The organism is Candidatus Reidiella endopervernicosa (assembly GCF_013343005.1).
In the GTDB taxonomy this organism is placed as follows: domain Bacteria; phylum Pseudomonadota; class Gammaproteobacteria.
Window position 1 is genome coordinate 1,799,170 of sequence record NZ_CP054491.1, and the last position, 14,266, is coordinate 1,813,435.

Here is a 14,266-nt window from a genome sequence, read left to right on the forward strand (position 1 = left end):
CACCCCACCGCCGCCCCCACCACCCTAGCGGTAGTTTGGTGTGGGTCGAGGTAACGCCATCTGATGGTTTCGCATAGCACTAAGCAGAAGCGGGGCGGGAGTCGTCTAACGACGAGACTCCTGCGCCAGCTTCTGCCTGCAGTGGTAGTGGTGACAGCACTACTGTTCGATTATTTTGATCCGCTACTTCACTCGCGCATCCAGCACTACGCCTTTGATCAACTGCAACAGCTCTCACCGGCACCTTATGATGCAGAGCTTCCGCTACGTGTAATTGCCATTGATGACGAGAGTCTGCTGCACAATGGTCAGTGGCCCTGGTCACGTGATCGGTTGAGTGAGCTGCTTGATCGGTTAACGGCGATGGGCGCAGCGGTGGTTGTTTTGACGTGCTCTTTGCAGAACCCGATCGCAGCTCACCCGAGCAGGCGGCACAAAATTGGCCCCTGCCCGCCGAGTTGAAAAACGTGCTGTCGCAGATGCCTTCGAATGATAGTGTCTTCGCCGAGTCGATGGCTGCTAGCCAGGTGGTGACAGGATTCCCCATTGAGGCCAAGGGCGGTGCAACACTCCCGAGTCCCAAAGGACGCTTTATCAGCTTCGGCGGTGATGCGAGCCACTATCTGCATCCCTACACAGGCGGGTAGCCAATCTGCCGGTGATCGATGCGGCGGCGGTGGGCAGTGGTGTTATAACCATTCCGCCTGATGATGACGGTGTGCTGCGAACCATGCCGCTGCTCTATCGTGTTGGGCCGCGACTCCATCCCAGTCTCGGACTTGAGACACTGCGTGTGGTGGCCGGTGTGAATAATGTCTCGCTTCACGTCACCGATGAGCAGGGCAGTGGTGCGGTCAATGGGATTAACACTGTGCAGCTCGGTGAACTGATTCAGATAACAACCCGAACTGACGGTGCGATACCGATTCATTTTCACCCCTATCAGGCCTCACGCTATCTCTCCGCCCATCAACTCCTTTCGGGTAAAACCGATCCGTCACAGATCAGTGGGCATATCGTCTTTATTGCCGCCACCGCCAAGGGCCTGGGCGATACCATCTACACGCCGCTTGGCGATGCCGTGCCGGGCGTGGAGGGGCATCTGCAGTTGGTTGAGCAGGTGTTGAGCGGTCGCTCACTCACTACACCCGGTTGGCAGAGTGATCTACTGCTGTTTGTGCTGCTAGGTATCTGGATTATCAGCAGTTACATGCTGAGCCGATTTAAACCGGCCTGGTCGGTTGGGTTGGTGGTGGTGACGATTGCGGCTCTTTTCTGCTCTCCTGGCTACTCTTTACCCGGCAGCAGCTACAGCTCGACCCGCTCTTCCCTCACTCGCCGCTGGGCTGCTCTTTATCGCCATCATGGTGCCGCGCTATCTGGCAACAGAACGCGAGCAACGCTGGATACGCGATGCCTTCTCACGTTACGTCTCCCCAACCGTGTCCGCTACCTGCACAACATCCCGAACACCTCGAGCTGGGCGGTGAGTATCGTGACTGCTCCTTCGTGATGAGTGATCTCGAAGGCTTTACCGCGATGATGGAGCGTTACGAACCAGCCGTTATCTCAACTATCCTCAACGACTACCTCGACGGCATGATCAAGATCGCCTTCGAGCACGACGGCACCCTCGATCGTATTGTTGGCGATGCGGTGGCCGTCATCTTCTCTGCACCCGTCGTACAAGCCGACCACGCCCAGCGTGCCTACGACTGCGCACTGGCGATGGATCGTTTCGCAGAGGCCTATGCCGAGCAACAGCGTGCAGCCGGTGTGGCGCTCGGTTCAACACGCATCGGTGTCCACACCGGGCGTGTGTTGATCGGTAACTTTGGCGGCAATGAGATGCTCGACTACCGTGCGCTGGGTGATCCGATCAACACCGCCTCACGACTGGAGACGGTCAACTCACAGCTCGGTACACGTATCTGTGTCAGTGGGGAGACGATAGAACAGTGCAGCTCCGTATCCGTGCGTCCAGTGGGTGATCTGGTGCTCAAGGGCAAGCAGGAGGCGATCGCTGCCTACGAACCGTTGGCGGCGAGTCGTGTGGGTGATCTGGATGCGTATCTGAACAGCTATCAGCAGATGTGTGAGAGAAGTGAAGAAGCAAGAACGGCGTTTTCCCGACTGGCCGAGTCAGCGCCGGATGACCGGCTGGTGCAATTTCATAACAACAGACTGATGGGGGAGAGTCGGGGTGTCGGGTTGTGATGAACCGAAAGTAGTAAAGAAGCGGTATTCGAAAAATGATATGCAGAGTTGAGGTTTTTAGTGTTCTGATCCCTTGATTCGACATCAAGGCTGGGCGGCGCAATGCAGTCCTGATTTTGAGAGTGCGAAAAATCCGATAGAGTGTAGTGACAAAAGGAAATAGTCAGAGGGAATTGAAATGAAAAGCCACAGACCTGTGCATTCAAACAACAAATTCCACAAATTGATGAGAATTTTTGGCGGCATAACGCAATTATACGAGCCAGCCACATAACGCATTATATGTGCCGTCCACATAATCAACTGTTAGCTCTATAAACGAAATACCAAGGAACTGGGTAATGTAATGACAAACTCACATTTAGTTATAAGTAAACAATCTCTGTCTTACTTAATGGGGGTATTTATATCCTCCGCTATTGTTCAAATCATATTCATTTTTTCAGCAATTCATTTCAACTATTTCTCAGGCATAGACCCTACTAGTACCGTTTCCTATATCCCTATGCACGTATTAATGTGGGCTTTGCTGGCCTGTTGATTTTCATTACATTAAGGCTATTTAAAGTCGCTCTAATTGCGCGTCCCTGTGAATACTTCATGGTTGGTATTGTTCTAGGCTTAGGTAATTTAGGTGTAGTAATTAAGTTCTGGATTCTCGCTGGGTACATTGAAGATATTTCCTATATAGTAGCGATAGGGTGCGCCATTCTTCTCTCTATAACCGCTGACGACAAGAAATCTGTACGTTAAATGAAAGAGCTAACAAGAAGTTCAACTCGGACATTGAACATCCCCGATAAAACGGACACCAACTTCTAACTGAAGGGGTGTTTAATGCCAAAATACAATCGCTGACCGCCAAGGATAGCGAAGCGAAGGCGGTTAGCCCCCGATAGTCGACGCCGTCTGTATATTCGTAGTTGAGAGCGCGAGCGAACGACGGAGAAGATGCAGCAGCGGCTTTATGTCGGCGTAGAGTCACTGAGGGAGTTGTGTAGAGCCGCGAAGAGGTGATTACGCAACGTACGCAGGACGTCGGGGCGCCGTAGGCATAAACGGTCGCGTGAAGTTTTTGCTGTTTGCTTGGGCTTGGATGCCCAAAACAAACTTTCGCAAAATAGCGACTCCCAGAACCCACGAAAGACGTGGCGCTACACAGATGAATTCAAGGTAAAAGCTGTCCAGCTAAGTTTTCTGGAAGGAGTTCAGGTTAAAGAGGTTGCTGACACGCTCGACATCCATCCGTTTATGCTGTCACGATGGCGAAAAGAGTATCGAGAAGGTGTGATTGTGGCAAATAAGAGAAAAAGGTGACCAGTATTCGCCGAGAAGCTTCTGAGCTGGATAAGATGAAGAAGCTGAAAAAGGAGGTTGCCCGACTCAAGCAGGAGAATGATCTGCTAAAAAGTGGCAACGGTTTCTTGCGGAAGAACATCAGAACGATATCGATTCATCCAGAGAAACCGGAAACTCGGAGTAAAGTACATGTGCGAGTGGCTGGGCGTGTCCCGCAGTGGCTATTATGACTGGTGCAAACGCCCAGCGGCTGAAAGAACAAAGGAAGATGCGTACCTGACCAGAAAGATCGTGAAAATTCATCGTCAGAATCGCGGCGTCTATGGCAGCCAAGAATACATCAGACACTGCGCAATCAAGGCGTTCGCATCGGCAAGAAGCGTGTTGAGCGCCTGATGCGAGATAATGGCGTGGTTGGCCGAGTCGTTAAAGTTACGCGACGACGCCTGGATTAAAACGATTTAAAGCTGAGGGTGAAAACCTGAAACGGCTTGCGCCGAACCCAGACAAGATCAATCAAGTGTGGGTTGGAGATGTTACCTACTTGCGCTGACCGCCATGGATAGCGAAGCGAAGGCGGTTAGTCCGCGATAGTCGACGCCGTCTGCCTATTCGTAGTTAGAGCGCGAGCGGACGACGAAGAAGATGCAGCAGCGGCTTTATGTCGGCGTAGAGTCACTGAGGGAGTTGTGTAGAGCCGCGAAGAGGTGATTACGCAACGTACGCAGGACGGTCGGGGCGCCGAAGGCATAAACGGTCGCGTTAAGTTTTTGCTGTTTGCTTGGGCTTGGATGCCCAAAACAAACTTTCGCAAAAATAGCGACTCCCGGAAGGTAAAGGCGCATGGCGATATTTGGCCACAGTAATGGATGTATTTAGCCGTCGAATTATTGGGTGGTCTTTAGGTCGAGATAGAACAACCAATCTCACGCTTAAAGCGCTAAGGCATGCACTCAGGGACAGGGAGCCAGAGAAGGGAATGATATTTCATACAGATCGAGGGATTGAGTACACAGCACATCGATTCAGAAATGAGTTAAAAGGCATGAAATCCGCCACAGTGTAAACCGTCCTGGCTACTGCACAGATAATGGACACATGGAATCATTTTTCACACATTAAAGGCAGAACTGATTCGTGGATCGCACTTCGATCATGATGTTAAATTACGGTTTGCACTAAACAGCTATATCAATCAATTCTATAATCACCGAAGAATGCATTCGGGGATTGGGTATATGCCACCAGCTTATTATGAGCGGATGGTTGCGTGAAAATAGCGTGTCCGATTTATCGGGTGAAGATCAAAACCTGCGGCGTACAATTTTGTGCTCAAATAGCACAAAATGCACGCCGCGGAGGTATACCGTTAACTAAGCGTTATAAGGCAAAAGGAACATGTCGCCAGTTTTAGTCAAAAAGCACTGATTATATGCGCCACTTGGATAGTGCTGTATCTGTTGGCTGTGTATAGCGTGTACTGGTCTATCAAATATGGACCTGGGCATTATCTAGCTACGCCAATCTGGATATTGCTATATTTAGTGCCCGGATATTTGGCTGGTTATTACATGCACCGAAACTGGGTCGCCGCCTCTGTCATAGTAGGTGTTTTAGGTAGTATGGTTTGGTTAATTCATGCGCAATTACCCATTGCAAACACAGGCGCTCTGGCTAGCACGTCGTTTCATGTACTACGCAGTTTCTTTGGTGCATGGTTAGGTAAGCGGAAAGCATGGAAGTTAAATGCCTTATAACAACATGCTCAAACGACCACTTCCGCGGTACATGTTTTGTGCAAATTCGCACAAAACAAGCACCGCTCCAGTGGTCGGTATAGCTAGGAATAAGTGGGGTCAGATTGAACCTCCCCAGTTTAACGGGTACTTTAATAAGCGACAATGTCGCCATAGGAGATATCCAAATGACTAGAAAACGCAAGCCATATAAGACCTACACCAAAGAGTTCAAATTAGAAGCGGTTCGCCTGATGGATGAGTCTGATAGACCAGCCACTGATATCGCTATGGAGCTTGGTATTCGGCGTAATCAACTCTACAAATGGAAAGAGCAGTTATCCAACAAAGGAAACAAAGCCTTTGAAGGTCCGGGAAGGCCAAAGAAGCAGGATCAAAGCGAAGTCACCACCCTTCGCCAAGAGAATGAACGAGCTGAAAGAGGAGCTTGAAATCCTAAAAAGCCGCCGCGTACTTTGCGAGGGATCTCAAGTGAAGTACGCCTTTATTCAATCGCTCAGCACAAAGCATCGAATTATACGGCTCTGTCATGCGCTTGATGTATCAGTGAATGGCTACTATTCATGGTGCAACCGACCTGAAAGCAAGCGCTCCATTGAGGATCGCCAGCTCACCGCTAAAATAAAGCTGTTTCACAAGGCAAGTCGGCAGATCTATGGATCGCCTCGCATCCATAAAGATCTGCAAGAGATGGGAGAACGTGCGCTGACCGCCATGGAGAGCGAAGTGAGGGCGGTTAGTCCCCGATAGTCGACGCCGTCTGCATGTTCGTAGTTGAGGCGCGAGCGGACGACGAAGAAGATGCAGCAGCGGCTTTATGTCGGCGTAGAGTCACTGAGGAGTTGTGTAGAGCCGCGAAGAGGTGATTACGCAACGTACGCAGGACGTCGGGGCGCCGTAGGCATAAACGGTCGCGTTAAGTTTTGCTGTTTGCTTGGGCTTGGATGCCCAAAACAAACTTTCGCAAAAATAGCGACTCCCCGGTTGGTGTTAATCGTGTGGCCAGACTGATGAGGGCAAATGACATTGCATCTAAGATGGCTAGAAAGTTTGTCATAACGACTAACTCAAAGAACACGATGCAGCCCGCGCCAGATCTGCTTAAGCGAGAGTTTGATGTGGAAAGACCTGATAAAGCCTGGGTCTCTGACACCACCTTCATACCGACGCGGCAAGGGTGGCTTTATCTGGCCGTCATCATTGATCTCTCATTCAAGGCATGTCATTGGCTGGGCTATGAGCAACAATAATAACACTCTACTGGTGAAGGACGCACTCACGATGGCTATCTGGCGAAGAGGCCGAGTAGAGTCAGTAGTTGTGCACTCAGACCAGGGCAGCACCTATGCTTCAGGTGACTACCAGAGGCTGTTGAAAGAGAGCTCATTACGCTGCAGCATGAGCCGTAAAGGTGAATGCCTGGATAATGCGGTGGCGGAAAGTTTCTTCGGTACACTTAAGACCGAACTGGTAGATTACGAAGATTACAAAACCAAACAGGAAGCAAAGCAGAGTCTGTTTGAATACATCGAAGTCTTTTATAACAGACGCAGGCGTCACTCGTACTTGGGGTATGTAAGTCCTGCAGAATACGAGGCAAAGTGTGCCTCTTAATTATTTCATCCGTTAAACTGGGGAGCCTCACCCACGGTAAAGGCCTGTTCACGAACCAGCCCCTGATCGGCCGCAAGCGTTTCGCACATACGCGCACGCAGCAGTGCGGTGGTCATCAGCTCATGCGGCTTGTCGTTACCACCCTTGGCCATCAGCATCAGGCTGAGCCAGTTTTTGATGTTCTGCAGACCGAGCAAGACAATCGCCTGGTGTACCGATTCGACCTCACGGCGCAGGGCAAAGCTGGCGCAGTTGATATAGCGCAGTAGACGGAAGCTGAGGGTGACGTTGTTGGTGATCTTCTCCTCCAGGGTAGAGATCTCTACCTCTGGATTCTGTACCTCGGCCAGCAGATTCATCACTGCGATGCGATTGGAGGGGAGCTGCTTGCCCTGGATGATCTTCGGTTTGCAGAAGAAGTAACCCTGGAAATAGTTGAAGCCGAGCGCCTGGCAGCGGGTGAACTGGCCGTAGCTCTCCACCTTCTCGGCAAGTAGGGTCGCGCCCCGCTCTTTATAGAGAGCAACCAATTCTGGAAGCTGCTCGTCAGAGACGTGCGCCACATCAACCTTAACGATGTCCGCGTAGTCGAGCAGCACCTTGTGCTGGTCATCGTAGATGTAGTCGTCGAGAGCGATACGGAAACCGTTCTCTCTCAGCTGGGTGAGTCCATCGAGTACGGTCTGGTCCGGGTCGATATCCTCGAGAAACTCGAGTACCACCTGCTCTTTGGCGAGCGGGAAGGGTTGGTCGCCGTTAAAAAAGCCGCGGGTTAGATTGATAAAGGCGAGGCTGCTGCCGACGATGTTCTCGAGCCCCAGCTCCATGAAGGTGTTGATGATGACCTGGGAGGAGGCGTAGTCACCATCGTTGAAGTTGGCGTTGTTGTTGCTGTTGTCACGGTAGAGCAGCTCATAACCGACCAGTTCAAGCTTGGCGTTATAGATGGGCTGACGTCCGATATAGACATCTTCATTAATATGAACGTCTTCATGTAGCTCATCAGCCATGCTTTACCGATCCTTGTTTGCTTGTTGTTCGTGAAGGTCGAGCCAACGCAATCTCCCTATGTTGCCACGATTGGCGTATCAATAAAACAGTACAAAAAGTGCTTCAGGAGGTGGGCTTATGGAGCAGAATTACGTCGTTGGCGATAAATTGCAGATCGGCCTCCCAATGAAGCGAAAGCCACTCGAAACTCTCACGAGAGAAGAAGCTGATGTGGGTGAGGTCATTCTTGTAGTGCCAGTGTGCGAATCGCTCCCGATCCAGTGCCAGTTTGGTCATGATGCCGAGTACGCCGCCCGGCTTCAGGCAGTGCCAGAGCCGCTCGAGTTCTGTGATTGGCTGTTGCAGGTGTTCGACCACCTCGGTGGCGGTGATGAAGTCGTATGGTTGCTCGAATACGGTGCTGTCGGGGGCGTAGAACTTGTCGTAGATCGAGACGCGGTGCCCAGCCTGTTTAAACATCAGTGAGAGGGTAGGGCCGGGACCTGAGCCGAAGTCGAGTCCGCTGCTGCCTGGGGGCAGCGTTGCATTCATCGGTTCGAGGAGCCGATTGAGAAAATGACGATACCCCTCGTCCTCGGGTGAATTGATGTGTAGGTCGTATTCGTGCCGCTCCATCGCCTCGCTGAGGTGGTAATGAGCGGGTACAGAGATGAGCTGGCAGTGGCCGCAGCGTAGATATTCGCGCCGCGGGTCTCGATAGAAGGGGACTAGTTCGTGTTGGTTACAGAGCGGGCAGGGGAGGTCGATGTCGGTGGTTGGTTCCACAGTGAGATCGAGAAGCGGGCTATCTTCTCATCAGCCCGATAGCGCCGAAGCCGATCATCGCCAGGGCCAATCCGAGGAACAGCGGTAGTGAGCCACGATACCCTTTCACCACGACCGCCTCGGCAGGGGAGGATGGATTGTAGTAGAGATCGATCTGGCTACCCGGTTGGTAGAGGCGTTCAACACCGACCTCTCCAATCAAGTAGTCGTAACCACCCTGCAGTTTGTTCGGTAGGCCAAAACCATCGATCTCGTAGTTGTCTGAGCTGTGCTCAATGCCGTTGGCACTGTAGCGGTAGCGAAGATCGACATAGTAGGTCTCATCTGGATGGGGGCCCTTGCGCCTGTCACGCATATGCTCATCCTGCTGGATCAGCTCATAGGAGATCACTTCGCCGGTCGTTTTGACCCAGCTCTCGGTCGCGCTGCCGCGCTGATAGCCGTAGAGGGCGCCCGCCAGCAGAGCAGTGCCGATTAGCAGCATTAGCAGACGGATCTTCTTCATGACTGTTGTGAGAGTCGTTTAACCCACATAGAGGTAGCACCGCAGACGGCTGCCGGCATTACCAGGAAGTTGAGCACAGGGATCATCGTTGCCAGCAGCGTAGTGCCACCGAAGCTGAGTGAGAGCAGGCGGTTGCGGCGCAGTTTCTGGCGCTGATCCTTAAAGCGGATGTTGTGGTTGCCCATCGGGAAGTCGGCGTACTCGAGGCTCAGCATCCAGGCGCCGTAGATTGCCCAGAGGAACGGAGCGAAGGGGGTGAAGATCGGGATGATGGAGATGATCAGCAGCGGAATCGCCCAGAGCAGGGCGTAGATCAGCTTGCGGATCTCATCGAAGATCGCACCCGGTGCACCCTTGATCGCCGCGGTAATGCTGCTCGCCGGTGGCGGTTCTTGCCCACCCAGGTGGCGTTCCACCGCTTCAGCCAACAGGCCATTGAAGGGGGCGGCCACAAGATTGGCAAGCAGGGAGAAGCCGAAAAAGACCATCAGTGCCGCGAGCAGGGCGAAGATGAACCAGAGGATCGACTCGAGCCAGCTGAGCCAGCTCGGCAGGCTTGGCAGCATCCAGTTAATCAGCTCGTCGAATTGACCGGCCAGTACGGCGATGACGATGGCAAAGAGCACCACGTTGATGGTGAGTGGAATCGCGACAAAGCGTTTTACGCCGGGTTTGAACATCAGGCCAATTCCCTGAAGAAAGAGGCCGGCGCCTCTGAATGGATCTGCGAGCATGAAAACTATCCTGTTTGATTGAGTCGACAGGCGTCGCAGGATAGCAGTTTAGGGCGTCACTGTCCTTGGTGCGCGTGTCAGATAGGGTGGGCGAAAGGGCTCGCTTAACCAGTGGGTAGCGTCACTTCAATTCGCAATCCGCCCAAGGGTGAGCTGTCGAGTTTGAAATCGCCGCCGATGGCGCGTGTTCGCTCACGTATACCGGGAAGACCGAAGCCGTCGCCAAGCAGATCTGACTTCAATCCCTCGCCATCGTCTTCGATGGAGAGCACAACGCGTGGTTCATCACGCTCGTTCTGAACGCTGTTGATGGAGATGAGGATGTTATTAGCGTTTGCGTGGCGGGTTGCATTCACCACGCCCTCTTGAACGATGCGATAGAGGGTGATGGCGAGCGTCTCGTTGAAATCGTCGATCGGTGTGTTGATCTCTATCCGGTAGCTGATGTGCGGGTGGCTGGCCTCGATCTGCTCAATCAGCCCCTTCAGGCTCTCGGCCAAACCAAAGTGCTCTAGCAGACTGGGACGCAGCTGATTGGCCAGACTGCGGATGGAGTGGTGCATCACCTTGGCGTTTTCGTCGATGATCGAGGCACTTCTCTGAATATCATCAAAATCGGTGCTCGTATGGATGGTCCGAGCGTTAAGGTGAATGGCGGTTAGTAGCTGTCCGAGTTCATCGTGCAGTTCATGGGCGAGGTGGCGACGCTCCTCCTCCTGAATGGTGAACATCTTATCGGTCAGGCCCCGGTTCTGCTGCAGTAGCTCCTCGGTGAGTGCCTCGGCTCTATTGCGTTCAGTGATATCGATGCCGGCGCTCAGAGAGCCGACAATATTGCCCTGTTCGTCGTGGTCAAAGCTGTTATGCCAGGCGATCAGTCGCCGTTCACCGCTTGAGGTGACGATATGGTTCTCGTTGTAGGTGACTTCATCTAAAACGCCAGAGATGATCTTTTTGAATATTTCGTAAATGACCTCATGCCCTTCAGGCTGAGGCAGGAAGTTGTCAAACCAGTTCATGCCGATCAACTCATCCTCGCTCAAGCCGATGAGCTCACAGCCTCGACGGTTGATTAAGGTGATATTGCCATCTGGGTCGAGCGCGATGATCACCGCCTCGACGGTCTCCAGATAGCGCTCGGCGCGGCTAAACTCTCGACCCAATAGATCAAGCGTGGTTTTGTGACGAGAGACCTCTTCGGCGAGTTTCTGATTGGTCTCGCCCTGAATCTTAATGCTCTTCTCGATGTCGCGGGTGTAGTGAAGTCTGTTGGTCAGATGAACGATCAAAATCACTGTTAGCAGTAGTGAGGTGATGAGTACGCCATAGGCCTGCCATGACGGTGTCTGTTCTAGCGCTGAGGCGGAGGGAACGAAGAGTAGCTCCCAGGTGCGGCCCGCAACGGAGAAGCGCTGCTGCCACTGACGCTGACCGCCATGGAGAGCGAAGTGAGGGCGGTTAGTCCCCGATAGTCGACGCCGTCTGCCTATTCGTAGTTGAGAGCGTGAGCGAACGACGGAGAAGATGGCAGCGGCTTATGTCGGCGTAGAGTCAGTGAGGAGCTGTGTAGAGCCGCGAAGAGGTGATTACGCAACGAACGCAGGACGGTCGGGGCGCCGTAGGCATAAACGGTCGCGTTAAGTATTTGCCGCTTGCTTGGGCTTGGATGCCCAAAACATGCTTCCGCAAAAATAGCGACTCCCCGGAAATTTTGTGTCAGCGTCTGATAATCGCGAGGTTGGCTGTTGGCGGCTGAGGTGGCGGGAATGAAGTGGAGAAGATTGTGTTCATCCCCGTTGGTTATATCGTATAGGTAGAGCTGGCCATCGATGGCCGTCAGTGGCGCTAATGCCAGATCGACGATGTGGCCGATTCGCAGCACCTCGACCAGTACGCCACGGCGTGCGGCGTGGCGCTGTTCAACCGTCTCAATGGGCTGATCGAGGTGGTAGATGGGTAGCAGGATCAGAACTCCGGCCTGCTGCTCCGACTCCTGCACCAGCTTGATAGTGGCTGTGGCGGTCAACTTCCCGCTTAAGAAAGCGCGTTTGGTTGACTGTTTTCGAATCGTCTCAGAGGCGATGTCGTAGCCCAGTGCGGCTTCGTTCCCCTGGTAGGGCTCTATGTAGTAGACGATGACGTACTCATCCCGCTCTGATGCGGGGATCAGCCCGTCGCTGCTCCGCTCGGTGAAGATGAAGTCGCGTGACAGCTCTCGGCTGGCGAGCATCTCGTAGTAGTCGCGCTCAGAGTGGTCGATAACGGGATTCCAGGAGAATCCCTGGATGCCGGGGTAGCGCTCCAGCGTGTTGCGTACCAGTGTGCTGAATCTTGAGCGGCTCAGCCCGGGATTGCTTCTGACGCAGTCACTGATCAGGTTGATGGTGCCGATGTGATCGTGGATGACGCTCTTTATGGTGTTGGAGTAGAGCGTTGCGTGGTTTGAAAAACGCACCTGCTGGTTCTGCAGTTCCCAGTTATTGGTGGCCTTATAAAGGGTGATGGAGAGTGCGACGCCGATAATAAACGTCAGAAATATTGGAGCGTACCGCTTTGCCTGGTGCAAGAGGGTTGTCCTTTGCAACGAGACTCCGGTGGTCGTTGCGCTGAGGGCGATGTTCTCGGATGAGTGTTGTGAAGCAGTCTAGCAGAGAAAAATGAGGCTGCTTCAAGCCGTGCGTCTACCTGTGGCTATGATGCGGGTAATCCGTCGAGTGCCAGCAGCGCAGCGCCGTAGGCGGCCTCAAGATGATCGGCCTCAAGCATCGGTACACCGAGCTGGCGTTGCCGGATATCTCGCCAGACGAGATTCCGGGCGCCTCCACCACAGCTTCGGACTGAGCTGGGATAGGGGGCACCGCTCTGTGCCAGCAGGGTGTAGCCATCACACTCGATACGGGCGATTCCCTCCAGCACTCCCTGGAAGAAGCGTGTCTCATCTTCGGGGTGGGGAGTCAGTCGTGGTTCCAGGGTTGGGTCGTTATGTGGAAATCGCTCGCCAGGGCGGGGCAGGGGGTAGTAGTTGAGCCCGGTATGTTCGTCGGGTTTGAGCTGTGGAGTCAGCTTCTCCATCTGCTCATTGCTGAAGAATTGACGTAGTACCGTACCGCCGCTGTTGGAGGCGCCACCGGTGAGCCACAGGTCACCCAGTCGGTGGCTGTATATACCGTATAGCGGATCGTAGATTGGGTAGTCACTAATCACCTTGAGTACCAGCGTCGAGCCGAGTGAGGTGACCGCCTCACCGACCTCTTTTGCCCCCGAGGCGATAAAGGCGGCAATGCTGTCAGTGGTGCCTGCCTTGATCAGGGTGTCCGGATGGAGACCAAATTGATCAGCGAGGAATTTATTAATCTTATCAATTGGTTCACCGGGTCTCTTAACCTCAGGTAACAAGCTTTTGTCGATGCCAAGCTGTGCCATCCACTCGGGCCAGCAGCGTCCCATCGGGTCGTAACCGAGCTTCAGGGCGTTGTTTTCGTCGCTGATACCGAAGCGCCCACTGAGGCGTCCTGCCAACCAGTCGGCCTGGTGCAGGGCGTAGCGAGACTCCTCGGCCTGGGGTAGTAGATGGAGCAGTTTTGCCAGCGAGCTACTGGCGCCGTGTGCACCGGAGAAGGGTGGGGCAATGGCGGCGATCTGCTCCGCCTCAGTGCGGCTTCGCGAATCGTTATATATCAATGCGAGAGTCAGGGGCTGGCCGATCTCGTCGCAAAGTAGCAGGGTGCCGGAGGTGGCATCAACGGCGATCGCCTGGCTATTGCGCAGATCGGTGCTTTCACCGAGTTGTTTGAGTGCCGCAGAGAGGGCCTGCCACCAGATCTCAGGGTTTTGCTGCTGTTCGACGCCGTTGCCCTCAGGAGCGGGCATGCAGACTGCGCTTTCGGCGACGATCTGGCGTGAAGTATCAATCGCGATGGCACGGCACCCGGAGGTGCCGACATCGATACCTATATAGAGGGGATCACTCAGGGGAGGGTGACCGGCTGGGGTGGATTCCAGTCTGCGGCACGGTGCTCAGCGATCACGGTGGTGTAGATACCACCGCGTACGTTGAACTTGCCGGTGACGCGCATGAAACGGGGGTTACAGGCGGCGACAAAGTCGTCCAGCATGGTATTGGTTACCTTCTCGTGGAAGGCTCCCTCCTCGCGGTAGGCCCACATGTACATCTTCAGCGACTTCAGCTCGATGCACGCCTTGTCGGCCACGTAGGCGATATGGATGGTCGCGAAGTCGGGCTGGCCGGTCTTAGGACAGAGACAGGTGAACTCGGGGATGTCGATGCGAATGGTGTAATCGCGCTCAGGCATCGGGTTGTCGAAAGTTTCAAGTTCCTTACTGGGCTGGCTAGGCATGGGGTG

At 53.6% G+C, this 14,266-nt stretch carries 22 protein-coding genes and 1 pseudogene; 11 read left to right on the forward strand and 12 right to left on the reverse strand.

Features of this window, described 5'->3' with window-relative positions; all coding sequences use genetic code 11:
- Positions 1-63 precede the first annotated feature (63 nt).
- From HUE57_RS10035 to HUE57_RS10050, 4 genes are read left to right on the forward strand one after another with little or no spacing between them, the layout of a single operon-like run.
- Complete coding sequence (locus tag HUE57_RS10035; RefSeq protein WP_174673107.1) at positions 64-462, forward strand: CHASE2 domain-containing protein; 399 nt, start codon at positions 64-66, stop codon at positions 460-462.
- A gap of 17 nt (positions 463-479) precedes the next feature.
- Positions 480-647, forward strand: a complete 168-nt coding sequence (locus HUE57_RS10040; RefSeq protein WP_174673108.1) for a hypothetical protein — start codon at positions 480-482, stop codon at positions 645-647.
- Positions 648-676: 29 nt separating this feature from the next.
- Positions 677-1,513, forward strand: coding sequence for a CHASE2 domain-containing protein (locus HUE57_RS10045; protein ID WP_174673109.1), 837 nt, complete (start codon positions 677-679; stop codon positions 1,511-1,513).
- Positions 1,513-2,217 carry an adenylate/guanylate cyclase domain-containing protein gene (locus tag HUE57_RS10050; protein WP_174673110.1) on the forward strand — a complete coding sequence of 235 codons (705 nt, stop codon included), beginning with the start codon at positions 1,513-1,515 and terminating at the stop codon, positions 2,215-2,217. Before HUE57_RS10045 ends, HUE57_RS10050 begins: the two co-directional genes overlap by 1 nt.
- A 718-nt stretch (positions 2,218-2,935) precedes the next feature.
- Here the strand turns inward: HUE57_RS10050 and HUE57_RS10055 are convergent.
- A complete protein-coding gene (locus tag HUE57_RS10055) occupies positions 2,936-3,358 on the reverse strand; it encodes a hypothetical protein (protein WP_174673111.1) in 423 nt (140 codons plus the stop codon).
- On the opposite strand from HUE57_RS10055, the gene HUE57_RS20285 reads away from it, so the two are divergent.
- Together HUE57_RS20285 and HUE57_RS20290 are read left to right on the forward strand one after the other, a co-directional pair.
- Positions 3,310-3,534 (forward strand): transposase, encoded by a 225-nt coding sequence (locus HUE57_RS20285; protein ID WP_174673112.1) that lies wholly within the window; start codon positions 3,310-3,312, stop codon positions 3,532-3,534. The two genes, HUE57_RS10055 and HUE57_RS20285, sit on opposite strands and share 49 nt — an antisense overlap.
- A 317-nt stretch (positions 3,535-3,851) precedes the next feature.
- Positions 3,852-3,971 (forward strand): IS3 family transposase, encoded by a 120-nt coding sequence (locus HUE57_RS20290; RefSeq protein WP_174673743.1) that lies wholly within the window; start codon positions 3,852-3,854, stop codon positions 3,969-3,971.
- A 125-nt stretch (positions 3,972-4,096) separates the two neighbouring features.
- On the opposite strand, the gene HUE57_RS10070 is transcribed toward HUE57_RS20290, so the two are convergent.
- A complete protein-coding gene (locus tag HUE57_RS10070) occupies positions 4,097-4,330 on the reverse strand; it encodes a hypothetical protein (protein ID WP_174673113.1) in 234 nt (77 codons plus the stop codon).
- 30 nt (positions 4,331-4,360) lie between these two features.
- Here HUE57_RS10070 and HUE57_RS20295 point away from each other — a divergent pair.
- The 4 genes and pseudogenes from HUE57_RS20295 to HUE57_RS10090 all read left to right on the forward strand — a co-directional run.
- A pseudogene (locus tag HUE57_RS20295) lies at positions 4,361-4,582 on the forward strand (DDE-type integrase/transposase/recombinase); the annotation flags it as partial.
- Between the two features lie 40 nt (positions 4,583-4,622).
- The gene (locus tag HUE57_RS20300) at positions 4,623-4,790 is read left to right on the forward strand and encodes an IS3 family transposase (RefSeq protein WP_420885718.1); all 168 of its coding nucleotides are present in this window, start codon (positions 4,623-4,625) and stop codon (positions 4,788-4,790) included.
- 650 nt (positions 4,791-5,440) lie between these two features.
- On the forward strand, positions 5,441-5,704 hold the full coding sequence (locus tag HUE57_RS10085) for a transposase (RefSeq protein WP_174673115.1): 264 nt from the start codon (positions 5,441-5,443) through the stop codon (positions 5,702-5,704).
- Positions 5,705-5,744: 40 nt separating this feature from the next.
- Positions 5,745-6,023, forward strand: a complete 279-nt coding sequence (locus HUE57_RS10090; protein WP_174673116.1) for a hypothetical protein — start codon at positions 5,745-5,747, stop codon at positions 6,021-6,023.
- On the opposite strand, the gene HUE57_RS10095 is transcribed toward HUE57_RS10090, so the two are convergent.
- Positions 6,010-6,147: a hypothetical protein gene (locus HUE57_RS10095; RefSeq protein WP_174673117.1), complete on the reverse strand. Its 138-nt coding sequence runs from the start codon at positions 6,145-6,147 to the stop codon at positions 6,010-6,012. The two genes, HUE57_RS10090 and HUE57_RS10095, sit on opposite strands and share 14 nt — an antisense overlap.
- A complete protein-coding gene (locus HUE57_RS19630; RefSeq protein ID WP_272901953.1) occupies positions 6,105-6,230 on the reverse strand; it encodes a hypothetical protein in 126 nt (41 codons plus the stop codon). The genes HUE57_RS10095 and HUE57_RS19630 overlap by 43 nt, the downstream gene beginning before the upstream one ends.
- A gap of 159 nt (positions 6,231-6,389) precedes the next feature.
- Here HUE57_RS19630 and HUE57_RS10100 point away from each other — a divergent pair, with 159 nt between their 5' ends.
- A complete protein-coding gene (locus HUE57_RS10100; RefSeq protein ID WP_272901954.1) occupies positions 6,390-6,887 on the forward strand; it encodes an IS3 family transposase in 498 nt (165 codons plus the stop codon).
- Positions 6,888-6,892: 5 nt separating this feature from the next.
- Here HUE57_RS10100 and HUE57_RS10105 read toward each other — a convergent pair whose 3' ends face one another.
- The 8 genes from HUE57_RS10105 to queF form a co-directional block, all read right to left on the reverse strand.
- Positions 6,893-7,897: an EAL and HDOD domain-containing protein gene (locus HUE57_RS10105; protein WP_174673119.1), complete on the reverse strand. Its 1,005-nt coding sequence runs from the start codon at positions 7,895-7,897 to the stop codon at positions 6,893-6,895.
- Between the two features lie 103 nt (positions 7,898-8,000).
- A complete protein-coding gene (locus HUE57_RS10110) occupies positions 8,001-8,663 on the reverse strand; it encodes a class I SAM-dependent methyltransferase (RefSeq protein ID WP_078484620.1) in 663 nt (220 codons plus the stop codon).
- 19 nt (positions 8,664-8,682) lie between these two features.
- Positions 8,683-9,168 carry a DUF3592 domain-containing protein gene (locus HUE57_RS10115; protein WP_078484619.1) on the reverse strand — a complete coding sequence of 162 codons (486 nt, stop codon included), beginning with the start codon at positions 9,166-9,168 and terminating at the stop codon, positions 8,683-8,685.
- Positions 9,165-9,902, reverse strand: coding sequence for a sulfate transporter CysZ (gene cysZ, locus HUE57_RS10120; RefSeq protein ID WP_078484618.1), 738 nt, complete (start codon positions 9,900-9,902; stop codon positions 9,165-9,167). Before cysZ ends, HUE57_RS10115 begins: the two co-directional genes overlap by 4 nt.
- A 104-nt stretch (positions 9,903-10,006) precedes the next feature.
- Positions 10,007-11,197, reverse strand: a complete 1,191-nt coding sequence (locus tag HUE57_RS10125) for a PAS domain S-box protein (RefSeq protein WP_174673120.1) — start codon at positions 11,195-11,197, stop codon at positions 10,007-10,009.
- A gap of 191 nt (positions 11,198-11,388) precedes the next feature.
- The gene (locus HUE57_RS10130) at positions 11,389-12,468 is read right to left on the reverse strand and encodes a CHASE domain-containing protein (protein ID WP_174673121.1); all 1,080 of its coding nucleotides are present in this window, start codon (positions 12,466-12,468) and stop codon (positions 11,389-11,391) included.
- Between the two features lie 125 nt (positions 12,469-12,593).
- Entirely contained in the window at positions 12,594-13,904 is a 1,311-nt protein-coding gene (locus tag HUE57_RS10135) for an FGGY-family carbohydrate kinase (RefSeq protein ID WP_320416292.1), read from the reverse strand.
- Entirely contained in the window at positions 13,871-14,260 is a 390-nt protein-coding gene (gene queF / locus HUE57_RS10140; protein WP_078484615.1) for a preQ(1) synthase, read from the reverse strand. The genes HUE57_RS10135 and queF overlap by 34 nt, the downstream gene beginning before the upstream one ends.
- Between the last annotated feature and the right edge of the window lie 6 nt (positions 14,261-14,266).